The following is a 23,110-nucleotide window of genomic DNA, read 5'->3' as shown; positions in this document are numbered from 1 at the left end:
TCGTGCGTCATGAGCTGCGAGCTTTGGCGGGTGTAGTCGCGGGTCTGATGTTCGCGGTGTCTCCCCCTGTGCTCGCGGCAGATATTGCGGTGAAGGCCGATGCAGCGGCCTTCACCCAGGCACTCGAGCAGGCGCAGGACGGGGACCGCCTCCTGCTTCAAGCCGGCGTCTATGCGGGCTCCTTCGTCATCGACAAGAAGCTTGCCGTCGAAGGGGTACCGGGAGCCATCGTCGACGCCGGGGGCAAAGGCACGGCGATCAAGGTCGTCTCTTCGGGCGCGACCGTGCGCGGCCTAACCGTTCGCGGATCCGGAAAGAAGGGTGAGGATTTCGACAGCGGGATCTTCATCAAGAAGGGGGCTGACGACGTCGTCATCGAGAACAACGATGTGGAAGGCAATCTTTTCGGCATCGTTCTTCATGGCTGCAAGGGTGCGCGCGTCCTCAACAACCGCATCGCCAATCGCAGTGATCTCTGGCTCAACGATCGCGGCAACGGCATCCACATTTGGAACACCAGCGGCTCGCTCGTCGCGGACAATCATGTGACGTCCGGGCGCGACGGCATCTACATCGAGATCAGCCACGACAACGTCATTCGCGGCAACCGGTTCGAGGGCCTGCGGTTCGCGGTTCACTACATGTACGCTAACCGCAACGAGGTGAGCGACAATATTTCGATCCGCAACCGGGTCGGCTTCGCGCTGATGTACTCGAACGGCCTCAAGGCACTGCGCAACGTGTCGGTTTCGGATCTGCAACATGGGCTCATGCTGCATACGGTCCACAAGTCCGAGGCGGCGGGGAACCGCATCTTCGGCACCGGCGAGAAGTGCCTGTTCATCTACACCTCCGCGGGCAACGACATTCACGACAATCGCTTCGAGCAATGCGGGGTGGGGGTTCACTTCACCGGCGGCTCCGAGAGTAATGCCTTCTACGGCAACACGTTCCTCCTGAACGAGATGCAGGTGAAGTACACTGGCCTCAAGGTCTACGAATGGTCGAAGAACGGCCGGGGGAACTACTGGAGCGACAATCCGGCCTTCGATCTCGATGGCGACGGGATCGCTGATGCCGCCTATCGGCCCAACACACTCGTCGATTGGGTTCTGTGGAAATATCCGCTCGCCAAGCTTTTGGTTTCGAGCCCCGCGCTCGAGATGCTGCGTTTCGTTCAGGCACAGCTCCCGACGCTCTATCCAGGCGGTGCGATCGACAGCTATCCGCTCATGACGCCGGGTGCCGGGGTGGCCGCCCTGCCGGCGGACGTCGATCTGTCGCCAGCGCCCCGTGATCCCGCCCAGGCGGGCGCGGATTCGCGGCCCATCATGTGAGGTTCCCATGGCTGTCATCGCGATCGACAATGTGGGCAAGACGTACGGCACACATGCCGTTCTGGACGGTGTGAGCTTCTCCGTTCCGGAAGGGCGGTGTCTTGCTCTCATCGGACATAACGGGGCGGGGAAGACGACGCTGATGAAGCTCATCCTGGGGCTCATCACGCCGACATGCGGGAAGATCACCGTGCTCGGCTGCGATCCGGCGCGCGCGGGCAAGGAATTCCGGCACGCGCTCGGGTTTCTGCCGGAGAACGTCGCCTTCCACGACGAGCTGACGGGAACGGACACGCTGACCTTCTATGCGCGGCTCAAGGGGCTCGGATGGCCGGAGGTCAGACCGCTTCTCGATCGCGTCGGATTGCTTCACGCCGCGGAGCGACGAGTGAAAACGTACTCCAAGGGGATGCGTCAGCGGCTCGGGCTGGCGCAAGCGCTGCTCGGGCAGCCCAAGCTCCTTTTGCTCGACGAGCCGACGACCGGCCTCGATCCGGTCTCGCGGCAGGAATTCTTCGGGATCATTCGCGATCTGACGGCCGGGGGAACCTCGGTCATCCTGTCGTCGCACATTCTGACGGAGCTAGAAGCGCAGACGAATTTCGTCGCCATTCTGCGCGAGGGGCAGCTCGCAGCTTTCGGTGATCTCGACGTGCTGCGGGCGGAGGCGAACCTTCCGGTAAGCGTGCGGATCAAAGGGAATGCGCCCGCGATAGCGCAGGGCTTGAACGGGTCCTATCACAAGGTGCTGGGACCTGATCGGGGAAGCATCGAGGTTGATTGTCCGGCGGTGCAAAAAATGGCGCTGTTGCGCACGCTCGCAGAGTTTGGGGACCTTTGCTCGGACATTGAGGTGCGGGTTCCGAGCCTGGACGATCTCTATCTGCACTACAGCGGCCGGCCGTCGGTGACAATCGAGGAGACGGGATCATGACCAGCATCCTCATTCTGGCGGCGAAAGAGTTCCGGGACGGCTTGCGCAACCGCTGGGTCGCGGCTGCTACACTGCTGCTCGCGGCATTGGCGTTCGCACTGACGTTGCTCGGCTCATCGCCGACGGGTCTCCTCGATGTCAAGCCGCTCGCGACGACGGTGGTCAGCATCTCGAGCCTTACGATTTTTCTGGTTCCTCTGATCGCGCTGATGCTCGGTTATGACGCCATCGTGGGCGAATCTGAGCGGGGGTGCCTGCTCCTCATGCTCACCTATCCGGTGTCGCGGACCGAGATCATCGTTGGAAAATTTCTAGGGCATGGCGCCATTCTCGCGGTGGCTACGGTGGTGGGCTATGGCGCGGCAGGCGCGGCGGCGGCCTGGACCGGCAGCGCGGATGCCGAAAGCTGGCGAGCGTTCGGTGCGCTGCTCGTGAGTTCGGTTCTGCTCGGGCTTTCGTTCCTGGCTCTCGCCTATCTCATCAGCGTCCTGGTGACGGAGCGGAGCACGGCGGCGGGGCTGGCAGTCGGTCTCTGGCTTCTTTTCATCATCGTGTTCGACCTCGCGCTTATGGGTTTCCTGGTTGCGAGCAAAGGGGCGATGGGGCGTGAGGTGTTTCCGAGCCTTCTGCTGCTCAATCCGGCGGATGCCTATCGTCTCTTCAACCTCAGCGCGTTCGAAAATGTTCGCAAGATCTCGGGCATGGCGGGACTGTCGGCCACGGCGCACTTCGCGCCGGCGGTGCTGCTGCTTTCTCTCGTGGCCTGGATCGCGGCGCCGCTGGCGGCGGCCATCGCCATCTTCAGCAGGAGGGAAGCATGAGGCGGGGGCTTACACTCGTTCTCGGACTCGCGCTTTCGCTTGCGGCTTGCGGCGAGGAAAGCGCGAAGATGGCGGCGGTTCCGCGCGAGCCGGGGCCGGATGCGACCGGCTTCTATTGCAGCATGACGCTCAAGGAGCACCAAGGTCCGAAAGGGCAGATCCTTCTCAAGGGCGTCGGTGATCCGTTCTGGTTCTCGTCCGTGCGCGACGCGCTCACCTATGTGAACCACGATCTCGTGAGCGATGCGGACGTGGCCGGGTTCTGGGTGAATGACATGACGGAAGGAAGCTGGGAGACGCCTGCGCCCAAGTCCTGGATCGATGCACGCTCTGCCTGGTTCGTGGTGGGGAGCGGCAAGGAGACGGCCATGGGAGGGCTCGAAGCGGTTCCGTTCAAGGGGCGCGTCGCGGCGGAGAAGTTCGCCAGCGCCGAAGGCGGGCGAGTGGCCGACTACGAGAGCGTTCTCCGCGCGCTGGCGGATGAAGAGATCGAGAAAGGTGGAGGGACCTGATGACATCTACGGGTGGCTCGGCGCGCCTCGATCGCCGGCGCTTCATCGCGATAGCCGCGGCGGCTGGCGGCTCGTTGCTGCTTCCGGGCCTCAGCCGTGCAGGGGGGCTCGAAACGATCACGTGGCGCGGTGTGGTTCTCGGTGCGGAAGCCTCGCTCACGCTGCAGCATTCGGATGCCGCGGAGGCCCATGGGGCAATCGAGGCATGCTTGGTGGAAGCGGCGCGGCTGGAGCGCATTTTCAGTCTCTTCGATCCCGAGAGCTCCATCGCGCGGCTGAACGCGACCGGGGTGCTCGAGGACGCGCCGGCCGATTTTCGTGTGCTGTTGAGCGATGCACTCGATTTGGCCCAACGTTCCGATGGGGCATTCGATCCGACCATCCAGCCGCTTTGGGCGCTCTATGCGCGCCATTTCAACCAGCAAGGGGCGGCGCGGTCCGGCCCTGCGAGGGCGGATATCGAGGCCGCATTGTCGCTCGTGGGCTGGCGGAACGTTTTCATGGAAGGCGGGCGCGTTCGCTTGCTCAAGTCCGGCATGGCCGTGACGCTCAATGGTATCGCGCAGGGTTACATCACGGACAAGGTGGGCGATCTGCTGAGGGCTCGCGGTTTCTCTCGTGTGCTCGTAAACATGGGCGAGCAGCTGGCGTTGGGGCCTAAGGGAGGCGGGGAGGCCTGGACGATCGGGATCTCGGATCCGCGCAGTCCCGATCGCGTCATTGAGAAACTGCCTGTGATGGGCGGCGCGGTGGCGACGTCCGGCGGCTACGGTTGCCGGTTCGATCCAGACGGGCGGTTCACGCACATGCTCGATCCGGCGACCGGCGCTCCGGCGCGCGAATGGGCGAGCATGACTGTCGTCGCGGAGCGGGCGGCCATTGCGGATGGCTTGTCGACTGCGCTTTCCATCGTTCCGGACCCCGCCCGCCTGCTGCGTGATGGAGCCCGTGCCTATGGCGTGCCGAAGGGAGAGAGCGTGGGCTTCTGGCTCTGATCCTTTTCCGCGGACGGTTCAAAATAAAAGACCCCGTGAGACTACGCTCTCTCACGGGGTCTTTTAATTGCTTTCGCGCAGCGCGCCGGCGGCCGGGCGGTCTCAGAAGTTGATGAGAGCGCCGAGGCTGATGAGATCCGCGTCGTCGAGATTGGTCGCGGCGGGCGAGAGAGCAGCTCCGCTCATATCCGCCTCATAGTGCTGGTACTTGAGGTAGACGGTCATCGCGGCCGCGTCGATCTCCTGAGCGATGCCACCGCCGAAACGGTCCATCGTGCTGGAGGTTGCGCCAAGAGCGAGGGCGGCGGGGCCGAGCTGGTCGATGTACTGGGCGTAGTCGCCGTAGATGACGGTTGCGCCGAGCGGGAGCCAGGCTTTGCGGATTCCACTCTTTACGTACCAGTGCTCGCCATTCTTGGCGCGCCGGCCGTTCAGCAGCAGCGTGTCGTTGTTGTCCTCATATCCGTAGGCGGCATGCACGAACAAACCGGTTGCGAGGTGCTGGGCGTAGCCGCCGACCTGGAAGAACTGCGAATCCTTGTCCCGTGCGACGGCCGCGCCCGTGGTGGTCTCGTCGTGCATTTCGGAGTAGCCGACGCCGAAGGCAAGCTTGAAGCCAGCGACCTCTCCCGCGTAGCGGCCCGCGATCTCCCAGAAGTCGTCCTCGCCCCACGATGCGGAGAAGGAGAAACCGCCGATCGTCGGCGTGTCGTAGCGCACGCCGTTCATCACGATGCCGTTGCAGTCGCCGCCCAAGGGAAGCGCTTGCGAATAGCAGAAGGCAAGCTGGCCCCACGTCAAAGACGTAGGGTTGAGATCGCCGCCTGAGCGGATGATGAGCTGCGGAAAGCCGGCGAGGAACGTGTAGTTGTCGATGATCTGTGTTCCGGATGCGTCTGTGAACATGGCCGCGCTCTTGGCGGCGTGTGCCATGCGTCCGATGCTGACCTTTCCGAGATCCTTGTTCTGCAGATACCAGAATGCCATCTGCGCGTTTGGCGGATCGTTCCTGGTGGCGTTGAACTGATTGATGGCGTTGGCGCCGCCAGAGAACGCGTTTCCGGTGAGGTCCTGGATCCGTAACAGGTAGCCAGCCGTCCAGCCCGGGACGATGGTCGCCTGGCCGTTGAACTTGACGTGCGAGGTCTGCGTGGGGCCGAGGCCGTGAATGTAGGTGTTGGATTCGCCGCCATCGTCCCAATGAGTAATTTCCTGGGCGATATAGCCGGAGATCGTGAGCGAGACCTTGCGCGTTCCCTTTCGGGCGGTGGTGGCCTCTAGCTCGGCGATACGCTCCTCCAGATCGGCGCAACACGAGCCGCCCAGGTCGGCGGCAACGGCCTGCGAGCCGAAGGCTGCCGACAGCCCGATTGCTGCGGCAACTGCTTTCATTTGCCAAGACATTCCCATCCCCCCAGATGGAATGCGCCCGGCGCTGCCGAACGCATTTCGAATCATATCCCTAAATATCTACCAGATCGGCGCTGTACTGACGTATCGGAGATCAAGAAAAGGCATATGCATATCGAAAAACAACAGGCGTTTTCTGATTTGGCTCAGAATGTTCAAGGCCTGCGCATCATGCTGCCGCGATGAGCAGCGAGACGTTCTGCCCTCCGAATCCGAACGAGTTGGACAGGACGGTACGGACGTTCGCCGCGCGCCCCTGGTTTCCGACGGCATCGACCGGGATTTCCGGATCGGGCGGCGCGTAGTTGATGGTGGGCGGCAAAAAGCCGTTCTGGATGGTGAGTAGCGAGACGACGGCCTCGATGGCGCCCGATGCGGAGAGCGTGTGGCCGATCATGGACTTGTTCGAGCTGACCGGCGTTGAAGCAAGGTGGTCTCCGAGCACGGCTTTGAGCGACAGATATTCCATCTTGTCGTTCTCAGGCGTGCTGGTGCCGTGGGCGTTGACGTAGTCGATTTCCTCCGGTGCCGCGCCCGCGTCCAGAAGGGCGTTGCGGATCGCGCCGATGATGGCCGTGCCGTCCGGCTTGGAGCGGGTGCGGTGGTAGTCGTCGGCTTTTTCGCCGCATCCGCGCACGACGCCCAGGATCTCCGCGCCGCGGGCAACAGCGGATTGATAGGATTCGAGTACAAGGGCGCCCGCGCCCTCGGCCATCACGAAGCCGTCGCGCTCTTTCGAGAAGGGGCGTGAGGCGGCCTCGGGCGCATCGTTGCGGGTCGATAGCGCGGACAGCAGAGAGAACCGGATCAACGCCTCGATCTGAACCGAGCTGTCGGTTCCGATGCACAAAGCCGCGTCCGTATCGCCTCGCCGGATAGCTTCCACGCCGAGCTGGATGGCTGTCGCTCCGGATGCGCAAGCGGTCGATATCGAGACAGGGAGTCCCCGCGTGCCGAGCTCGCCCGAAACACGTTCGGCGACGCTTGCGAACTGACACAGCGACTGCAATTCGCTCCAGTTCCCTGCGCGTGCGGCGGCGAGCAGGCGCTTGTAGCCCCTTTCCGAGCCGGCGGCCTGATCATAGAGCGCGCGGCGTTGCGGCCATTCGATCTCAGCCGGCGGTGTCGCCAGATAGAGCGGTCCTGGAAAGGCCGCTTTCGATCCGATGCGGGCCTGCTCGATCGCCTCGCTGCCTGCGGCGAGTGCCATGGCCGCCGACAAGGCCGCCGCCGAGTAGGGTGCGACTTCCATGAAGTCGACGGTTCCGGCGATGGTGGTCCGCAGTCCTTCTGTGGGAAAGCGGCTGATGGTCCGAATGCCTGATTTCCCCTGCGAGAGAGCCGCCCAGTTGTCGGCTTTCCCCCTGCCGAGCGAGGTGACAAGGCCCATGCCCGTGACCGCGACGAGGGGGCGGCCTTTGCTGTCCTGGTATACGCTGCTCATGGCAACCTCACGCTACGGCTTCGACAAGGGCCAAGCCCTCGCCGCGCCAGTGTCCGACACCTGTTACGAGCACGCGCTGCGGAGGCGCGGAGAGAGGCTGCTCGATGCTCTCCGGTCCGCCCGGAGGCGGGAGCCGTCCGCTCTTCAATGCGAGGGCGGCGAGTGCGATGCCGGCCGGGAACTGCGCCTCGACACCGTGCCCCAGCAAGCTGCCGTAGGCCCGCACGATTGGGTTCAGGTTCTGGGAGGCGAGCTGGGTGAGGAAGACGCGCTCCTCGCACGTCGCGGGGCGCTTGCCGCTCGCACCGCTGAGGGTTGGCAATTCGCCATCCGGCAGGAGGCCGCGCATGCGCCCGAGAAGGTCTGCGAGCGTTCGCACGATCGCGCCTCTTTCGCGCTGAGCGTGTCCGGTTTCGACCGCAACAAGGCGCCCGTAAGGCTTTGCCTTGCGCGCGTCTGCGTGCGCTTTCGATTCAAGCACTACGAATGCGCCGATGCTGCCGGGAACGAATCCGCCGCCGTCCTCACGGTCCCAAACAGGGCAATGGCTGCCGCGCCACAGGTTATGGCCGATCTCATATCCGAGAAGGAGATCCTCGCGCTCGGCGTTCAGCGCGCCGCCGACGAGAATGAGGCCGGCCTGGCCGGCGGCAATCCGGCGATGGGCGTTTTCCAGCGCCGCGAGCCCCGCCATCTCTTCACCCATGAACGTTCGCGACGAGCCGGTGACGTTGTGGACGATCGAAATGTTTCCCGCGAGCATGTTCGAGAGCTGGGCGAGAAACAGCGTCGGTCTCAACGCGCTCGGAAGGACCTCCTTGGCCAGCAGGGCCGCGTCGTCTCGCGGACCGAGCTTTTCCAGCACCTCGCAATCCACTTTCGTGTCGCGCTCGCCGCTTCCGGCGGCGACCACGAGGTCGGTTCGGTCGAGTAGCTCTGGATTGCGCGCAATGCCGGCATCGGAGAGCGCGAGGCCGGCTGCGTAGACACCGATCCTCTGCCACAGCTCCATCTGGCGCTGATCGCTCTTCTTGGGGATCTCGCGCGAGAAGTCGACCTCGGCAAAGGGGTGCACCGGGTATGGCGCGTAGCGCGCCTCGTCCACAGCCGGGGTCACGGGCGCGCCGGAGAAGAGCCGGGCGAGATGCGCTTCCGCATCCGCGCCGAGGGAGCTCGCAAGGCCAACGCCGGTGATCAGGACCTCGTTGCTGCTCGTCTTTAGGGTCACGTGCAACTCCGCTCGCTACAAGGTGACGAGGATTTTTCCGAATACGTTGCGCTCTTCGAGGCGCGCCAAGCCTTTTTCCAGCTCGTCCAGTCCGATGACGGTATCAATCGTGGGTGTGACGAGGCCTTTGGCCATCTTCTCCATCACGCTCTGCATGTTGCTCATGCGGCATCCGAAGCTGCCGATCAGGCGAAGCTGCTGCTGGAACAGAAGATAAAGGTTGGTGCTGGCGGCGACGCCGGTGGTGGATCCGCACGTGACGAGGCGTCCGCCACGCTTGAGCGACATGATGCTGCCTTCCCAGGTGGCCGGGCCTACGTGCTCGAACACGACGTCCACGCCGCGGCGTCCCGTGATCTTGCGCACGCGCCCTTCGAAGCGCTCCTCGCGGTAGTTGATGACATGGTCGGCCCCGAGCGCGCGTGCCCTCTTGGCTTTCTCCTCGCTTCCAACGGTGGTGATCACTGTGGCGCCGGCGGCCTTTGCAAGCTGGATCGCCGCAGTTCCGATGCCGCTTCCGCCAGCCTGGATGAGAATGGTTTCTCCAGCCTTCAGTTGCGCATTGTCGAACAGCATGTGCTCGACGGTGCCGAAGGTAATGGGCGCACAGGCGGCGGACGTCGCGTCGAGACCACGCGGCGCCTTGACGGCGATGCGGGCCGGAACGTTGACCCGCTCCTGCAGGAATCCGTCGCGGTGGAAGCCATACATGTTGGCCTGGGCTTCGCAGAAGTTGTCGCGCCCCTCGAGGCAGGCCGCGCAGTGTCCGCAGGTCTCGGCGCCATAGAGTGCGACCACGTCGCCGCGGAACAGGGTCTCGACGGCATCGCCGACGGCGATCACCTCGCCCGCCGCTTCGGCTCCGAGAACGATCGGCAACTCACGCTTGGCGAAGGCCATGCCCCGCCAGCTCCACACGTCGATGTGATTGAGCGCCACGGCGCGAATGCGCACCGTCACCTCGTCCGGGGCCGGTGGTGGCGGCACGTCGTGGGTGCTGAGCACCACATGCCGCTGCCCCCTAAGCTCTGCTGCCCGTATTGTCGTGCTGCGCATCCGCACACCTTCGCTGCCGTACATGATGGTCATCGTCTTTCGTGAGATGGTTGGGTGTTGCCCTTGCGTTCCGTCATGCCGGCTCTCCGGAGAACACGACGCACACGTTCTGTCCGCCGAAGCCGAACGAGTTCGACAGAACCGTTCTGACGCGGGCTTGCCGGCTTTGCTCCGGAACCACATCGAGCGGCAGATCGGGATCGGGGTCGTAGTTGAGCGTGGGAGGTAGAACGCCTCTCTCGAGCGTGAGGATGGAGAACACCGCTTCCACCGAGCCCGCCGCGATCAGCGTGTGCCCGACCATGGATTTGTTGGAGCTGATCGGCGTGCGCAGAAGATGATCTCCCAGCACCGCCCTCAGCGAGAGGGTTTCCATCTTGTCGTTCTCGGGTGTGCTGGTGCCGTGAGCGTTGATGTAGTCGATCTCGTGGGGCTCCACGCCGGCGTCGGCGAGCGTTTTGCGAATAGCGCCGATCATGGCGGCGCCGTCCGGCTTCGAGCGGGTACGATGAAATTCATCCGCTTTCTCGCCGCAGCCGCGCACGACGCCGAGGATTTTCGCGCCTCTTGCCTTTGCCGCGTCATAGGATTCGAGGACGAGCGCGCCTGCGCCTTCCGCCATGACGAAGCCGTCGCGTGTTCTCGAGAACGGTTTTGAAGCCTTCGTAGGCTCCGAGTTGGCGGTGGAGAGCGCTGAGAGAAGCGAGAAGCGGATCAATCCTTCGGGATGAACGGTTGCGTCCGTGCCGATGCAGAGGGCTGCGTCCGTCGCGCCGCGCCGGATGGCTTCGAGACCGAGCTGGATGGTGGTGGCGCCGGATGCGCAGGCGGTGCAGACGGAGAGGGGGGCGCCTTCCGTGCCGAATCGCTGCTTCAAATGATCCGCGATGGCTGAAAAGCGGACGTGGCGTGCGAGGCCCCCGAATCTCTCACGGCGCGCGTTGGCGAGCAGACGTTTGTAGCCGGTGAGCGCGTTGTTGGGATGAGCGTCGTAGATCTCGCGCAGGTGCGGCCATTCGAACTCGGACGGCGGCGTGGCCACGATCAGAGGTCCGGGAAAAGAGGCGGTGCGGCCGATCTTCGCCTGCGAGATCGCCTCTTCGGCTGCGGACTCGGCCATTGCGGTTGAGAGGTCGAATGCCGAGTAGGGGGCGACATCGAGATCGTCGACAGTGCCCGCGATGGTGGTCTTGAGGCCTTGCGTAGAGAACCGCCTGATCGGCTTGATACCGGAATGGCCTGCAACGAGCCTGCTCCAGCATGTCTCGGCGCCAACGCCGAGCGATGTCACGAGGCCGAGCCCCGTAACAACCACTACGGGCCGGCCCTTGTGATCGAGAGTTCTGCTGGCCATTCCGTCAGATCCTCACTCCGTCAGGTCTCACCAGGCCGATTGGACCAGTGCCAGGCCTTCGCCGCGCCAATGACCGAAGGCCGTCACCAGGATCCGATCCGGGCGCATGTCTGAGGCGTGCTCGACCTCCGATGTCTCGAACGGCGGATAGAAGGTGTCGTGGGAGACCGCCATGGCTGCGAGCGCCAAGCCGACGACGAAATGGGCTTCGAGCGTATGGCCGAGCACGCTACCCCACGCGCGGATCAGTGGCGTGAAGCCGCGCCGCTCGAGTCCTGCGAGAAAGAGTAGCTCTTCCGATGTCGGGAGCTCCACGCCGCTCGCGCCGGAGAGGACGCCGAGGACGCCCGTTGCGGGTGTGATGCCGAGGCGGCCGAAGAGGCGGGCGCCGGCCGCTGCGGCATCGCCCGCCCGCCGCCGCGTGCTGTCGGATACGACGTTTGCGATGCGCGCGTAGGGAAGCGCGCCGCGGCGGCGCGCATGGTTGCTTGCTTCGAGAACCAGAAATGCGCCCACGCTTCCGGGCACCAATCCACCGCCTTGCTCGCGGCGCTGCCAGACAGAGCGATACGGCCCCTGGTAGAGCGAGCCTGCAACCTCGCAGCCGAGGAGCGCGTCGTCCCGTTCCGCATTGAGCGCGCCGCCGACGAGGAACAGCTCGCCCTGGCCGGATTGAATGCGGCTGACCGCGTCCTCCACGGCCGAGACACCCGCCATCTCCTCACCCTTGAAGGTGCGGGACGAGCCGGTGGCCTTGTGGATGATGGAAATGTTTCCGGCGAGGAGATTGGAGAGCTGGCCCAGGTAAAGCGTCGGCCGAAGCCCGGTGGCAAGCTCCTGGTTGAGGTAGGCGCCGCTCTCTCCCGTGCTGCCGATGGCGGCCAGAATGCGGCTGTCGAGGGCGAGATCCCGCTCTCCGTTTCCAGCCGCGATACAGAGGTCCGTTCGGTCGAGCAGGGCTGGATCTTTGCTGAGGTTGGCGTCTGCCAGCGCGAGACCGGCCGCATAGACGCCAATTCTCTGCCAGCGCTCCATCTGCTTCTGGTCGCTGGTCTTTGGAATCTGTTTGGAGAAGTCGATGTCGACGAGCGGATGCACGGTGTAGGGGGCGAAGCGCTGAGGATCGATCACCGGGCGTTGCGGCCCGTTGCTGAGACGATTCCAATGCGCCGCCGCGCCTTCGGCCAGCGAGCTGACGAGGCCAATGCCCGTGATCCAGACGTCGTCTTGCACGTTGGGCATCAGCCGGCTTCCGCGTTTTTCAGGAATCCCAGCCGCTGGCCCTCACGGCGGACGTGCTGCTCCAGGGCTGGCGTGGGGAATGCAATCGTGCGCATGGTGAGCTGGGCGTCGCTCACGCGCGTGCCTTCGCATTCGAGGCTCGTCGTCATGACTGCGTATCCGGACCCGGCGTGAAGGCAGTCCGCCTTCACCTTGAGCACCGATCCCGGCAGCACGAATGATCTGAAGTTCGCGGTCTTTGCGCTTGCGAAGAACGGCATGCGTGCGAAGCCATTCTGAGCCATCAGCAGATAGCCCGCGGCTTGCGCCATGGTCTCGAGAAGCAGAACTCCCGGCATGATGCGATAGCCCGGGAAATGTCCGTCGAAGACGGGGCTTTCGTAGGGAACGCGGGCGATGGCCACGATGGACAAGCGCTCGACGTCGATCGTCTCGACCTCGTCGAGCATCTGGAAATTCTCAAGACGCATTTTGCTGCCGCCTTACTCGGCGAGCGCGGCGCGCAGGGAATCTATTTGCGAGCAGAGATTGCCGACGATGAAGTACTCGTCCCCCTTGTCCTTGCCCTCGTTGACCCGACCCATCCAGTCCTCGACGGGAAGCTTGATCCCGAACGCCTGATCGATTTCGAAGGTGATATCGAGGAAGGCGAGGCTGTCGACCTCAAGGTCTTTCATGACATGACTCTGCGGCGTGATCCGCTCCAGAGGTATGTCGCTGGTCGAGGAGATAATGCCGGCAACGGTTTCATAAGTTGAGGCCATCTGCATGCTCCCAGTCCAGATATGCGCGCGAGTTTACCTATCAATCGCGTGGCGCTGAGAGATCCGTGATGTGAATCTGGCCAGCACGATTTCGTGGCTAGTAGCAGCGGCGTCAGGAAGGCCGCTTAACACAAGTCAAACGTGCTGATGATCGCGTTGGCTATCGCTTCCTGAGACAGAAGAACCGGGGCGAAACCTTAACGATGACGAGTGGATCGGATCGCCTTCTCGAGCTCAGGACCGGACAGACGGAACGCCTTGTCCGCACCATTACTGCTGAGGATGTGGCCGCATTCGCGCGCCTTTCCGGGGATACGAATGCACTGCACCTCGACGACGAGTTCGCGGCAAGGACGGAGTTCGGACAGCGTGTCGTCCATGGCTTTCTGAACGCAAGCCTGCTTTCCACGCTCGTCGGCACGAAGCTTCCGGGGCGTGGGGCGCTCTATGTGTCGCAGAGCATCGAGTTCACGCGGCCGGTGTTCATCGGGGATACGGTCGAGGCGCGCGCGACGGTCGAGAAGATCGATACGGAAACGCGTCTCGTCACACTCGCGACGGCGATTTCGCGGGCCGACAACGATTGTGTGATGCGCGGAACGGCAACGGTGAAGGTGCTTCGCCTCGCGGAGCAGGAGAAGCGGGCCGTAGAGCCGGTTCAAGACGGGGCGCGTCTTCTCGATGGGCGTGTCGCTCTCGTGACGGGAGCGTCGCGCGGAATCGGGCGCGCGGTGGCGCGGCTGCTTGCGCAACATGGCGCGCGTGTGTGGATCAACTATCACAAGAGCCAGACGGCTGCCGAAGGGCTCGCGCGGGAGATCTCTGAAGCAGGTGGATGGTGCCGTCCGGTTCAAGCTGACGTGAGCCGAGGCGACGACGTGACGCGGATGCTGGACGCAATCCGCGCCGAGGGTGCGCTCGATATTCTGGTCAACAACGCGGGTCCGAAAATTCAGTCAGCGCCGTTCTCGCGCCTCGAATGGGCGGCGGTGGCGAAGACCCACGACGATATCGTGGGCAGCACCTTCCGCGTCACTCAGGCCGCGTTGCCGGCGTTGAAGGCGCGCCGCGGGGTCGTCATCAACATTCTGTCCTCGGCGGCGCTCGGGCGTACCGCGCACAACTGGATGCCCTACGTGGGTGCCAAGGCGGCCTTGCACGCGATGAGCAAGAACCTGGCGCAGGAGCTGGGGCCGGATGGCGTGAGGGTCAATCTCGTCTCGCCGTCGATGGTGGATACCGATCTCGTGGCGAACGTTCCGGAGCGGATGCGGGAGATGACCATCTCGCGGACGCCGCTGCGCCGGCTTGCGACGCCGGAGGATGTTGCCGGCGCCGTTCTGATGCTCGCTTCACCCTATGCTGCTTTCATCACCGGAGAGAACCTGCTCGTGACGGGCGGGGAGCACATGCTCTGAGGAGAGAAGGGAATGTCATCGGTGTCTCTGGAGCGCGGAAATCCCCGTAAGAATCCACCGGTCAAAAGCCCGGGCGTGCGGCTTGCGCCGGACAAGAAGATCGATGAGATCATCGAGGCGGCTATCGACGCCGCGCCGGAATGCGTGCGCCAGCGCGTCATTCTGCCGTCCATCGATTGGTCGCTCGTCAGCCCGCACAATGTCGGCCTGCTTCTCGGATCTCTGGCGCAGGCCCGCATGGCAGTTCCTGGCTGGCTGGCCAAGAGCCTGCTGGTCGCCGGGCACACTATCAGCGAAGATCTCGCGCGGTCGCTTCGCGGCGCACACGCGGTGCTCAATCGGCTAAACTGCGCGAGCGGCGAGCTTCATGAGCGGGATGCGATTTCTGCGGCGCTCGGCACGCTCGCGCTCGATGCCGACCTAGATCCCGAGCTTGTCGTCGCGATCATCCGGAGGCTCGTTGCGCTGAGCTGGGACAGCGAAGCGCTTCACCTCGCGCTTTCGCAACTTCATCGCGTGCCCAACGCGCTGAAGCCCGCGGCAGAGCTGTTCGGCAAGCATGTTGCTCGTCTGCCTGCCGCGCGGATGCGCGTGTCTGGCTTTTCGACCATTCATTCGTTCGCTGAGATGCTAACGCCCGCTTTTGCCGCGCAAGGATGGCGTGCGGACGTCAGAGAGGGTGATTTTGGAAGCGCATTGACCGATCTTATCGCGCCGCCCGAAGGTGTCGACGCACTCGTTCTTCTTCTCGATCTCGACGGGATCCTTCAGCGCAACTGGCGGCAGCCGGCAGGTGAGCTTCTGGCGGTGCTCACCGAGCGTGCGGATATGCTTGGCAGCGCGCTCGACGTGTTCTCGTCACGCGCGGGCGTTCCGCTGCTGATCAGTACAATTCCCGTGCCGGCAGCACCGGGGATCGGTTTTCTCGACCGTCATCATGCGGCCGGTGTGCGGAACGCAGTCGATACCATCAACAGGCGGATACTCGACGCGGCTGCGGCATCGAGCCGGATCGTTGTGATCGACGCAGACCACGCTCTCTCAACGCTTCCCGCACGCGATCAGGTCGATCCCAAGCTCTGGTATTACGGCCGCCTTCCCTATTCGTCGGAGGCGACGCGGCTTCTGGCCTTTGCGTTCGCGGATGCCTGGAAGCTTCTCAAGCGCGGCCCCGCGAAGGTGGTGGCTGTCGATTTCGACAACACGCTGTGGGGCGGTGTCTACGGAGACGACGGTCTCGAGCGGCTTGCCTGTGGAGACGATTTTCCGGGCAATGCCTTCCTCGGCCTTCAGCAGGAGTGTCTGAGGCTCAAGGGGCAGGGGCTCCTGCTCGTCGGCCTCAGCAAGAACAATCCTGATGCGATGTCCGTGTTCGGGCGGCATCTCGGCATGGCGCTCAAGGCGGAAGATTTCGCCTCCGTGGCCGTCAACTGGGAGCCGAAGCCGGACAACATCCGCAAAATTGCGCGCGAGCTCAATCTCGGGCTCGACAGTTTCCTTTTTCTCGACGACAGCCCGCACGAGCGCGAGGCCATGCGGCGGCTCTGTCCGGAGGTTCTCGTTCCGGAAATGCCGCTGGATCCGGCTGAGCGGCCGCTGTGGCTACGCCGGCTCGTGGCCACCTGGCCGGTGCGCCTCACCGCGGAAGATGAGGCGCGAGCGGATCTCTACGAGGTGGGGCGCAAAGCCGAAGCGGCAAAGGCCGAGGCGTCTAGCCTCGAGGATTATCTCAGAGGATTGGAGCAACGGCTCGTTCTGAGTTTCGTCGGGCGGGACACCTTGGTGCGGATCGCTCAGATGCACCAGAGAACCAATCAGTTCAATCTCACGACGAGACGCCTCACGGAATCGGAGATCGCCGGGATTGCAGGAGACGAGGGCCGCGGGATCGTGGTGCTCGGAAAGGTCTCCGACAGGTTCGGAGACCACGGCATCGTCATCGTCGCGACCGTCATCATTCACGAACGCGAAGCCGTCATTCACACGCTGTTGATGAGCTGCCGCGTGATCGGCCGTGAGGTCGAGCGCGCCTTTCTCGGGGAGTTGCTGCGGGAGTTGCGCCAGCGTGGCGTGACCCAGGTGCGCGGCGACTACATCCCGACCGCCAAGAACGCAATGGTGCGGGATTTTTACGAGAATGCCGGCTTCACGGCGTCGCGCTCCGACGACGAGGGCGCTACCGCTTGGAGCCTTACGATCGGCAAGAAGAAATTGCCGGCATCGAAATTCGTGACCGTGAGCTGGGAGACCTGAATGGATACGTGCCCGATCAGAGAAGAGCTGTCGTATCCGGAGATCGCATCGATCTTTTCGGACGTTTTTCAGTATGCGGGGCCGGTGGCGCGAGAGACCTCGCCGGACGATGTGGAGCGTTGGGATTCGCTGCAGCACATCGCGCTGATCCGCGCGCTCGAAACCACGTTCTCAATTCGTCTTTCCATGGATGAGATGATGGAGATCCGCAGTGCGGGCGACATCGAGAATATTCTTCAGCGGCATGGCGTGTGAGCGCGCGCCGGCTGCTTTCTCGCATCCGCTTTCACGGATTTTTGATGCAAAGGCGGCGCTGTAAATTGCTGCGTTTTCCGCTGACCCACGTCGCTGTGGCAATAAGACCTGACTGTATTTGTCCTGAATCAACTGCGAATCCCCTGTGATCGCGCATGAGGGAGTATCAGGACAATCAGAAGGCCGGGCTCGCCGAATATGGACGCAGCCGATTGGGACATCATCAAGTCCACCCCGCTTTTCGGTGCGATGGCATCGCAGACGGCGCAGGCGCTTGTGGGAAATACCACTCCCCGCTGCCACGAGAAGGGGATCACGCTTTTCCTTCAGGGTGAGCCGGCGTCCGCCTTTTTCATCGTGCTCGACGGCTGGGTTAAGATCTATCGGACGACGCCCGATGGGCTCGAGGTGGTTCTTCACGTCTTCAAGCGCGGTGAGACGCTCGCCGAGGCTGCGATCTTTCTCGGCGGACGCTATCCGGCGAGTGCTGAGACGGTTTCCGCCGCGCGTATCCTGAGGGTCGACGGAGCCGCTTTCCGCTCGCGCATCGAGGAGCGTCCGGCTCTGGCAATGGCGATGCTCGCGTCTGCTTCCTATCAGCTCAAATCCCTGGTCGAGCAGATCGAGCAGATCAAGGTCAGATCTGCGCCGCAGCGGATCGCGGACTTTCTGGTGCGGATGACGCAGGTTCGCAAGGGTCCCGCCGTGATCGAGCTTCCGTTCGAGAAGGGTCTGCTTGCGAACCGCCTCGGCATGAAGCCCGAGAGCTTCTCGCGTGCGCTCGCGCAGTTGCGCTCATATGGCGTCACCGTCGAGCGCGGTACGGTGTGCATCGCCGACGTCGCGGGCCTTCTCGGATTCGTCGAGTACGCGGACGAAGACGACGCCTAGGATTTCCATCCTTCCTTAACTGTCGCCACCATCACAAGCGCGTGAGTCTCCGCGTTCGCGGGGCTTCGGCCTGTTCGGGTTTAACGAAAGTCAAAATATCGCAGGCGCCTCGCGCGGATAGTGCGCGCGGGGCTGAAACGGCCCCTCTCGTTACGATAACAAGGAGGAAAGCCGATGAAGTATATCGATCCCGCCGTGTTCGGTGGAAACGTCACCACGACGTGGGTTGCGCCTGCTTACTGCGACGTGCGCCTCGGCTTCGAGGTCACCGCCTACGTCTACGTTCGCTGACGGGGAGCAGGGACTGGCGTGGTCCCTGTGAAGGTGGAGAGGAGCACATGGACGTCGAAAGGCGGCTCAGACCCGAGGACGTGGTCGAGCTAAATCCCAACTATCACTTCCGATGGGAAGAGCCGCAGCAAGCGCATGTGCTCCTCTACCCCGAGGGCATCGTGAAGCTCAACACAACGGCGGCTGCGATCCTCGAGGCCTGTACCGGAGCCCCGTCCATCGCGGCGGGAACGGCGGAGCTCGCTCGCCGCTATCAGAAGCGCAATCTCAGCGCAGAAGTCTTGAAGTTCTTGGAGGTGGCTCATGCCAAAGGCTGGATCCGGCTTAAGTCTTGACGGCCTCGGCATGCCCCTTTGGCTCGTCCTCGAGCTTACGTACAAATGTCCGCTCAAATGTCCGTGGTGCAGCAATCCGGTCGATTTCGACCAGTACCGCAAGGAGCTGACCACTGAGGAGTGGAAGGACGTTCTGCGTGAGGGGCGGAAGATGGGCGCCTTGCAGCTCGGGTTCACCGGCGGCGAGCCCATGCTGCGGCGTGATCTCGAGGAGCTGGTCGAGGAGGCGGACCGGCTCGGCTATTACACCAACCTGATCACCTCGGGCGTGGGGCTTTCCATCGAACGGCTAAAGGCTCTCAAGAAGGCCGGCCTCAAGCAGATCCAGCTCAGCATCCAGGCGACCGACCGGGAGCTCAGCGAGAAGCTCGTCGGGCTCGACGTGTTCGAGCACAAGATCGAGATCGCCCGCACGATCAAAGCCGAGGGGTTCCCCATGGTGATGAACGTGCCGGTGAGCCGCTACAACATCGAGCAGACGGAAGCATTCATCGAGCTCGCGGCCGATCTCGGTGTGGAGTATCTCGAGTTTGCGAACCTGCAATACTACAATTGGGCGCTGCTCAACCGTGCGGAGCTGCTGCCGACGCGCGAGCAGCTTGCCCGCTCCGAAGCTCAGGTGAATGCGGCGCGAGAGCGTCTCGGCAAGAAGCTCACGATTTATTTCGTGGTGCCGGACTATCACGACAAGCGCCCCAAAGCGTGCATGAACGGCTGGGGCTCCATCCATCTCACGATCGCGCCGGATGGCACGGCGCTGCCCTGCCAGGAAGCCCGCCTCATCAAGGGCATCAAGTTCCCGAACGTGCGCGAGCACGGGCTGGATTGGATCTGGCGGGATTCGCCGGGCTTCAACCAGTTTCGCGGTGACGGGTGGATGAAGGAGCCGTGCCGGAGCTGCAGCGAGCGCGAGAAGGATTTCGGCGGCTGCCGGTGCCAGGCATTCCTGCTTACGGGAGATGCATCCAATACGGATCCCGTCTGCGCGAAGTCGCCGGACCGTCACATCATCGACGCTTTGCTCAGCACGGCCGAGGAGCGCGGCCCGGCCAGCAAGAAGCCTCTGATCATGCGGGCCAGGGGGCTTCTGAAGCGCAAGGTGTTCGCGGACCGTTGAGGCGGAGACGCGCGCCTTCGGGGCGGGTGGTCAATCGGAAAAAAGAATGGAACTTGGGTCGATCGATCTCGCAGCCCGCTTGCTGCATGTGGCGGGCGTCATCATCTGGATTGGGCACAACTGGGTGAACGTGGTGAACAACCCGGTGTTCCGGCGCGTGCTTCCGGCAGATCCGCCGGAGGCGGTGCGCGCGGTATTCATCGGTGCTTCGAAGCGCGAGCACGGCATCTTCCGCCATGCCTCCCTCGTGGTGCTGGCGACTGGTCTTTACATGCTGTGGCGGCGCGGCGATCTCGTGGATGCGCTGACGCTCTCCGGGCCTTCGGCGGTGATCGGCCTCGGGGCCTGGATCGGGTTCGCCATGGTCTTGAACCTCTGGTTCGTTCTCTGGCCGCACCAGAAGAAGGTTCTGGGCTTCATTCCGGCACCGACCGAGGAGCGCCTTCGGTGCGCGCGCATCACGTTCCTGTCGTCGCGCACCAACACGGTGCTGTCGTCGGTCACGCTGCTTCTGATGCTCGCCGGGGCGCATGGCGGGCTATCCTTCGGTTGAGGGGGAAGGGGCGTGACGGTCTACAGCTTCGCCTCCAGTCACGCTCCGTTGCCTCAAGACGTTCTGGCGGCGCTCAGTGATGACGTTGCCGAGTGGAAGCACAGCGGCTTCTCCGCGCTCGAGCTGCCGTTCACGGGCAAGGACTTCGCTGACATCCTGGCGCTCACCGAGCACGAATTGAGGGCTCTTCTCAATCTTCCGGAGGCGTACAGGGTTCTGTTTCTGCAAGGGGGGGCTTCGGCACAGTTCGCGCTTCTGCCGATGAACCTGCTCGGGAGCGCGTCTCACTGCGATTACGTGCAGACGGGGCACTGGTCGAAGCGTGCCATCAAGGAAGCAGCGGCCTGGTGCGATGTGCGCGTGGCGGCGGTCGGAAGCGGGGGAGAGCTGCCGGTGCCCTGCTCCTGGGATACCTCTCCGGATGCCGCCTATTGCCACTACACCAGCAACGAGACCGCCGAAGGGCTCCAGTTCCAGTGCTATCCCGAGATCTCGGATGTGCCGCTGGTCGCGGACATGACGGCGGACTTTCTGACCCGGCCGATCCCCGTCGAGCGGTTCGGTCTCATCTATGCGAGCGCGCAGAAGAACCTTGGCGCGGCCGGCCTCACGATCGTGATTGTGAGGGAGGATCTGCTGGGACGTGGCCGCTCTGGCATTCCCGCGCCTTTCAGCTACGCGCGGCAGGCGGAAGCCAAATCCAAGGTCAACACGCCGCCGACGTTCTCCGTGCTGGTGGCTTGCCGGATGCTTGGGTGGCTGCGCGGGTGCGGCGGGCTAGATGCCATGGCGGAGCGGAACGGACAGAAGAGCGCCAAGCTCTACGCCGCGCTCGATGGAGACTTCTACCGGTGCGTGGCGTCGCCGGGTTCCCGGTCGCCGATCAGCGTGTGTTTTCGCCTGCCTGATTCCGCGCTCGACGTGCTGTTCGTCGAGGAGGCGCGTGCGCGCGGGCTTTTTCATCTTCAGGGGCATCCGCAAGTCGGGGGGATTCGGGCCTCCCTCTACAACGCCGTGCCGGAGTGCGCGGTGGATGCGCTGGTGAGCTTCATGTCCGATTTCAAACGCCGGAGAGGGTGATGACGCAAGGTGTGCGGGAGAGAAGTCCGTTTCGCTACGGGGAGCGGACTGCGGGAACAAGCCCCATTCGGCCGCTCGGGCAACGAGGCGTCACCGCGCTGGGGCTCGCTTTCCCCAATCCGCTCGGCCTGGCTGCGGGCTTCGATCGCACAGGCGAGCTGATCTCCTCCTTGCGACCGCATGGGTTCGGGCATGTGGAGATCGGGACGATCACGCCTGCGACAGGATTTTCGGGTGCTTTGAAGCGCACGTCCTCGTTGATGCGCGTCGGTGTCAACATCGGCAGCGCGCGCCCTGGATTGGACGATCGGGTCATCGAAGATTACGTGGCGATGCTGAAGCAGGTTTCACGGTTCAGCGACTACGTCGTCGCGAACCTGACCGCGCCGACGCTGCGCCGGGATGGCAACACCGCGGGCGTCGACAAGCTGGTGAAGCGCTTGAGCATCGCGCGCGACGTGCTCTCCGCAGTGGAGGGGCATCGCGTTCCGCTGCTTCTCAAGATTGAGGCTGGGGTCCGTGACACGCGTTTTCCGGCCGCGGTGATGGCGGCGCGTGTGGGTGGCATCGATGGCGTGGTGCTGGTGTCGGATTGCGTCGAGCGGATTGGTGCGATCTCGTCTTATCTCGATGGGATTTCGGTCATATCAGTGGGCGGTGTCCGGACGACGGAGGACGTGGTGGCGCGGCTTGCGGCAGGCGCGTCGCTCGTTCAGGTTCATGGCGCGTTCGCGAACAGCGGCGCGGCGCGCGTCCGGCGCATTTTGAAGGAGCTTAGGGCCCACGGATGAGGCAAGGGGGGCGGCGCGGCGTCTTGCCCTTACTCCTCGACGAAGAGCGGGCTGACCGCCGATCCTCCGGCCAGGTAGTCGGCGACGAGCTCCGCAAGGGCGGGCGCAAGAAGAAAGCCGTGCCGGTAGAGGCCGTTCACCAGAACGTGCCGGCCGCGCAGGACGATCCTCGGCACGTTGTCGGGGAAGGCCGGCCTGACGCCCGCATTGATGGCGAGAATGCGCGAGCCTCCGAACGCCGGGTGAAGCGCATAGGCGGCTGCCAGAAGATCGACGGCGGAATGGAGCGTGACGGGGCCGTCGTCCTCGCTTTCGATCACGGTCGCGCCGATCATGTAGGTGCCTCTGTCCCACGGCACGACGTAGAGGGGAAAGCGCGGATGCAAGAGCCGCACCGGCCGCTTCAGCGCGATATCCTGCGTCTGGACGACGATCCGTTCGCCTTTCACGCCCCGCAGGGACGTGACGTCATCCCTCGCACTCATGCCCCTGCAGTCGATCACGTAGTCGGCTTCTCCAAGGGACCACGTGTGATCGAAGGTGATCTTGCCGCCGAGGCGGCGTATGGCATTCAGCAGAAAGGCGGCGGCGGACGCGGGCTCGACGTGCGCTTCCTCGGCGTAGAACAGTCCTTCGCGGAACCGGCCTTGCAGATCGGGCTCGAGCTTGGCGAGGTCGCTCGAGTTGACGGCCCGGTAGCCCTCGGTGAGGCGGGAGAACCTGATCAGCTCGTTTCGATCCTCGGGATGGGCGACGACGAGCGTGCCGTTGCTGACGATCCCGGAAAACGTCGAGCGCCAGATGTCGAGGGAACGCAGCCCCAGATCCTGGACGATGGGAGGAGCGGCTTCCCGCTCGCAAAAGGGGGCGAGCATGGCTCCCGCAAAGGAGCTGGCGGCATCGATCAGCGGGTTCTTGGCCTTGTCGACGAGATGAACGGCATATCCGCGGTAAGCGAGCGTGTAGGCCTGCCACAGCCCCGTGATTCCCGCGCCGACGATGGTGATGACGGAGGGCTTCATGTCAGAT

General features: G+C 63.7%; 24 protein-coding genes. 15 read left to right on the top strand and 9 right to left on the bottom strand.

All coding sequences use genetic code 11. The features are described 5' to 3' along the window. Window positions 1–2: 2 nt before the first annotated feature. From F812_RS0116385 to F812_RS0116365, 5 genes are read left to right on the top strand one after another with little or no spacing between them, the layout of a single operon-like run. Complete coding sequence (locus F812_RS0116385; RefSeq protein WP_156827466.1) at window positions 3–1,337, top strand: nitrous oxide reductase family maturation protein NosD; 1,335 nt, start codon at window positions 3–5, stop codon at window positions 1,335–1,337. A 7-nt stretch (window positions 1,338–1,344) separates the two neighbouring features. Next, window positions 1,345–2,271 carry an ABC transporter ATP-binding protein gene (locus tag F812_RS0116380; protein ID WP_020087073.1) on the top strand — a complete coding sequence of 309 codons (927 nt, stop codon included), beginning with the start codon at window positions 1,345–1,347 and terminating at the stop codon, window positions 2,269–2,271. Next, window positions 2,268–3,092 carry an ABC transporter permease gene (locus F812_RS0116375; RefSeq protein ID WP_020087072.1) on the top strand — a complete coding sequence of 275 codons (825 nt, stop codon included), beginning with the start codon at window positions 2,268–2,270 and terminating at the stop codon, window positions 3,090–3,092. The genes F812_RS0116380 and F812_RS0116375 overlap by 4 nt, the downstream gene beginning before the upstream one ends. Then, complete coding sequence (locus F812_RS24275; protein ID WP_020087071.1) at window positions 3,089–3,604, top strand: nitrous oxide reductase accessory protein NosL; 516 nt, start codon at window positions 3,089–3,091, stop codon at window positions 3,602–3,604. Before F812_RS0116375 ends, F812_RS24275 begins: the two co-directional genes overlap by 4 nt. Beyond that, window positions 3,604–4,599 (top strand): FAD:protein FMN transferase, encoded by a 996-nt coding sequence (locus F812_RS0116365; RefSeq protein ID WP_020087070.1) that lies wholly within the window; start codon window positions 3,604–3,606, stop codon window positions 4,597–4,599. Before F812_RS24275 ends, F812_RS0116365 begins: the two co-directional genes overlap by 1 nt. Before the next feature lie 102 nt (window positions 4,600–4,701). Here F812_RS0116365 and F812_RS0116360 read toward each other — a convergent pair whose 3' ends face one another. The 8 genes from F812_RS0116360 to F812_RS0116325 form a co-directional block, all read right to left on the bottom strand. Further along, complete coding sequence (locus F812_RS0116360; RefSeq protein WP_020087069.1) at window positions 4,702–5,991, bottom strand: porin; 1,290 nt, start codon at window positions 5,989–5,991, stop codon at window positions 4,702–4,704. A gap of 187 nt (window positions 5,992–6,178) precedes the next feature. After that, window positions 6,179–7,453 (bottom strand): beta-ketoacyl-ACP synthase, encoded by a 1,275-nt coding sequence (locus F812_RS0116355; protein ID WP_020087068.1) that lies wholly within the window; start codon window positions 7,451–7,453, stop codon window positions 6,179–6,181. 7 nt (window positions 7,454–7,460) lie between these two features. After that, on the bottom strand, window positions 7,461–8,681 hold the full coding sequence (locus F812_RS0116350; RefSeq protein WP_156827465.1) for a beta-ketoacyl-ACP synthase: 1,221 nt from the start codon (window positions 8,679–8,681) through the stop codon (window positions 7,461–7,463). Window positions 8,682–8,696: 15 nt separating this feature from the next. Beyond that, window positions 8,697–9,722: a zinc-binding dehydrogenase gene (locus F812_RS0116345; protein ID WP_026868201.1), complete on the bottom strand. Its 1,026-nt coding sequence runs from the start codon at window positions 9,720–9,722 to the stop codon at window positions 8,697–8,699. 88 nt (window positions 9,723–9,810) lie between these two features. Then, window positions 9,811–11,091 (bottom strand): beta-ketoacyl-ACP synthase, encoded by a 1,281-nt coding sequence (locus F812_RS0116340; protein WP_020665386.1) that lies wholly within the window; start codon window positions 11,089–11,091, stop codon window positions 9,811–9,813. A 27-nt stretch (window positions 11,092–11,118) separates the two neighbouring features. Then, window positions 11,119–12,333, bottom strand: coding sequence for a beta-ketoacyl-ACP synthase (locus F812_RS0116335; RefSeq protein ID WP_020087063.1), 1,215 nt, complete (start codon window positions 12,331–12,333; stop codon window positions 11,119–11,121). Beyond that, window positions 12,333–12,803 (bottom strand): 3-hydroxyacyl-ACP dehydratase FabZ family protein, encoded by a 471-nt coding sequence (locus F812_RS0116330; RefSeq protein ID WP_026868200.1) that lies wholly within the window; start codon window positions 12,801–12,803, stop codon window positions 12,333–12,335. The genes F812_RS0116335 and F812_RS0116330 overlap by 1 nt, the downstream gene beginning before the upstream one ends. Window positions 12,804–12,815: 12 nt before the next feature. Continuing rightward, the gene (locus tag F812_RS0116325) at window positions 12,816–13,097 is read right to left on the bottom strand and encodes an acyl carrier protein (protein WP_020087061.1); all 282 of its coding nucleotides are present in this window, start codon (window positions 13,095–13,097) and stop codon (window positions 12,816–12,818) included. Window positions 13,098–13,300: 203 nt separating this feature from the next. On the opposite strand from F812_RS0116325, the gene F812_RS0116320 reads away from it, so the two are divergent. From F812_RS0116320 to F812_RS0116275, 10 genes are all read left to right on the top strand, one after another. After that, complete coding sequence (locus F812_RS0116320; protein WP_020087060.1) at window positions 13,301–14,515, top strand: SDR family oxidoreductase; 1,215 nt, start codon at window positions 13,301–13,303, stop codon at window positions 14,513–14,515. Between the two features lie 12 nt (window positions 14,516–14,527). Then, entirely contained in the window at window positions 14,528–16,768 is a 2,241-nt protein-coding gene (locus F812_RS0116315) for an HAD-IIIC family phosphatase (protein ID WP_020087059.1), read from the top strand. Then, window positions 16,769–17,023 (top strand): acyl carrier protein, encoded by a 255-nt coding sequence (locus F812_RS0116310; protein ID WP_020087058.1) that lies wholly within the window; start codon window positions 16,769–16,771, stop codon window positions 17,021–17,023. Between the two features lie 198 nt (window positions 17,024–17,221). Next, the gene (locus F812_RS0116305) at window positions 17,222–17,914 is read left to right on the top strand and encodes a Crp/Fnr family transcriptional regulator (RefSeq protein ID WP_020087057.1); all 693 of its coding nucleotides are present in this window, start codon (window positions 17,222–17,224) and stop codon (window positions 17,912–17,914) included. Between the two features lie 174 nt (window positions 17,915–18,088). Beyond that, complete coding sequence (gene pqqA, locus F812_RS26140; RefSeq protein WP_020087056.1) at window positions 18,089–18,205, top strand: pyrroloquinoline quinone precursor peptide PqqA; 117 nt, start codon at window positions 18,089–18,091, stop codon at window positions 18,203–18,205. A 47-nt stretch (window positions 18,206–18,252) separates the two neighbouring features. After that, window positions 18,253–18,540 (top strand): pyrroloquinoline quinone biosynthesis peptide chaperone PqqD, encoded by a 288-nt coding sequence (pqqD, locus tag F812_RS0116295; protein ID WP_020087055.1) that lies wholly within the window; start codon window positions 18,253–18,255, stop codon window positions 18,538–18,540. Further along, window positions 18,509–19,657: a pyrroloquinoline quinone biosynthesis protein PqqE gene (gene pqqE / locus F812_RS0116290; RefSeq protein WP_026868197.1), complete on the top strand. Its 1,149-nt coding sequence runs from the start codon at window positions 18,509–18,511 to the stop codon at window positions 19,655–19,657. The genes pqqD and pqqE overlap by 32 nt, the downstream gene beginning before the upstream one ends. A gap of 46 nt (window positions 19,658–19,703) precedes the next feature. Next, complete coding sequence (locus F812_RS0116285; RefSeq protein WP_020087053.1) at window positions 19,704–20,210, top strand: membrane protein; 507 nt, start codon at window positions 19,704–19,706, stop codon at window positions 20,208–20,210. Between the two features lie 12 nt (window positions 20,211–20,222). Then, a complete protein-coding gene (gene serC / locus F812_RS0116280) occupies window positions 20,223–21,290 on the top strand; it encodes a 3-phosphoserine/phosphohydroxythreonine transaminase (protein WP_020087052.1) in 1,068 nt (355 codons plus the stop codon). After that, the gene (locus tag F812_RS0116275) at window positions 21,290–22,081 is read left to right on the top strand and encodes a dihydroorotate dehydrogenase (RefSeq protein WP_020087051.1); all 792 of its coding nucleotides are present in this window, start codon (window positions 21,290–21,292) and stop codon (window positions 22,079–22,081) included. The genes serC and F812_RS0116275 overlap by 1 nt, the downstream gene beginning before the upstream one ends. 29 nt (window positions 22,082–22,110) lie before the next feature. Here the strand turns inward: F812_RS0116275 and F812_RS0116270 are convergent, their stop codons facing one another. Further along, a complete protein-coding gene (locus tag F812_RS0116270; RefSeq protein ID WP_020087050.1) occupies window positions 22,111–23,103 on the bottom strand; it encodes an FAD-dependent oxidoreductase in 993 nt (330 codons plus the stop codon). Window positions 23,104–23,110: the final 7 nt, after the last annotated feature.

It is taken from the genome of Hyphomicrobium zavarzinii ATCC 27496 (assembly GCF_000383415.1).
Taxonomy (GTDB): domain Bacteria; phylum Pseudomonadota; class Alphaproteobacteria; order Rhizobiales; family Hyphomicrobiaceae; genus Hyphomicrobium_C; species Hyphomicrobium_C zavarzinii.
This window is presented reverse-complemented; position numbering and strand designations above follow the sequence as displayed.

What these genes read in the sequence shown, in the direction of transcription:
- F812_RS0116375 (WP_020087072.1), top strand. Translation starts at nt 2,268, where the DNA reads ATGACCAGCATCCTCATTCTGGCGGCGAAAGAGTTCCGGGACGGCTTG.
- F812_RS0116360 (WP_020087069.1), bottom strand. Translation starts at nt 5,991, where the DNA reads ATGAAAGCAGTTGCCGCAGCAATCGGGCTGTCGGCAGCCTTCGGCTCG.
- F812_RS0116365 (WP_020087070.1), top strand. Translation starts at nt 3,604, where the DNA reads ATGACATCTACGGGTGGCTCGGCGCGCCTCGATCGCCGGCGCTTCATC.
- F812_RS0116325 (WP_020087061.1), bottom strand. Translation starts at nt 13,097, where the DNA reads ATGGCCTCAACTTATGAAACCGTTGCCGGCATTATCTCCTCGACCAGC.
- F812_RS24275 (WP_020087071.1), top strand. Translation starts at nt 3,089, where the DNA reads ATGAGGCGGGGGCTTACACTCGTTCTCGGACTCGCGCTTTCGCTTGCG.
- F812_RS0116310 (WP_020087058.1), top strand. Translation starts at nt 16,769, where the DNA reads ATGGATACGTGCCCGATCAGAGAAGAGCTGTCGTATCCGGAGATCGCA.
- F812_RS0116285 (WP_020087053.1), top strand. Translation starts at nt 19,704, where the DNA reads ATGGAACTTGGGTCGATCGATCTCGCAGCCCGCTTGCTGCATGTGGCG.
- F812_RS0116380 (WP_020087073.1), top strand. Translation starts at nt 1,345, where the DNA reads ATGGCTGTCATCGCGATCGACAATGTGGGCAAGACGTACGGCACACAT.
- F812_RS0116330 (WP_026868200.1), bottom strand. Translation starts at nt 12,803, where the DNA reads ATGCGTCTTGAGAATTTCCAGATGCTCGACGAGGTCGAGACGATCGAC.
- F812_RS0116275 (WP_020087051.1), top strand. Translation starts at nt 21,290, where the DNA reads ATGACGCAAGGTGTGCGGGAGAGAAGTCCGTTTCGCTACGGGGAGCGG.
- pqqD (WP_020087055.1), top strand. Translation starts at nt 18,253, where the DNA reads ATGGACGTCGAAAGGCGGCTCAGACCCGAGGACGTGGTCGAGCTAAAT.
- F812_RS0116340 (WP_020665386.1), bottom strand. Translation starts at nt 11,091, where the DNA reads ATGGCCAGCAGAACTCTCGATCACAAGGGCCGGCCCGTAGTGGTTGTT.
- pqqE (WP_026868197.1), top strand. Translation starts at nt 18,509, where the DNA reads ATGCCAAAGGCTGGATCCGGCTTAAGTCTTGACGGCCTCGGCATGCCC.
- pqqA (WP_020087056.1), top strand. Translation starts at nt 18,089, where the DNA reads ATGAAGTATATCGATCCCGCCGTGTTCGGTGGAAACGTCACCACGACG.
- F812_RS0116320 (WP_020087060.1), top strand. Translation starts at nt 13,301, where the DNA reads ATGACGAGTGGATCGGATCGCCTTCTCGAGCTCAGGACCGGACAGACG.
- F812_RS0116355 (WP_020087068.1), bottom strand. Translation starts at nt 7,453, where the DNA reads ATGAGCAGCGTATACCAGGACAGCAAAGGCCGCCCCCTCGTCGCGGTC.
- F812_RS0116315 (WP_020087059.1), top strand. Translation starts at nt 14,528, where the DNA reads ATGTCATCGGTGTCTCTGGAGCGCGGAAATCCCCGTAAGAATCCACCG.
- F812_RS0116270 (WP_020087050.1), bottom strand. Translation starts at nt 23,103, where the DNA reads ATGAAGCCCTCCGTCATCACCATCGTCGGCGCGGGAATCACGGGGCTG.
- F812_RS0116335 (WP_020087063.1), bottom strand. Translation starts at nt 12,333, where the DNA reads ATGCCCAACGTGCAAGACGACGTCTGGATCACGGGCATTGGCCTCGTC.
- F812_RS0116305 (WP_020087057.1), top strand. Translation starts at nt 17,222, where the DNA reads ATGGACGCAGCCGATTGGGACATCATCAAGTCCACCCCGCTTTTCGGT.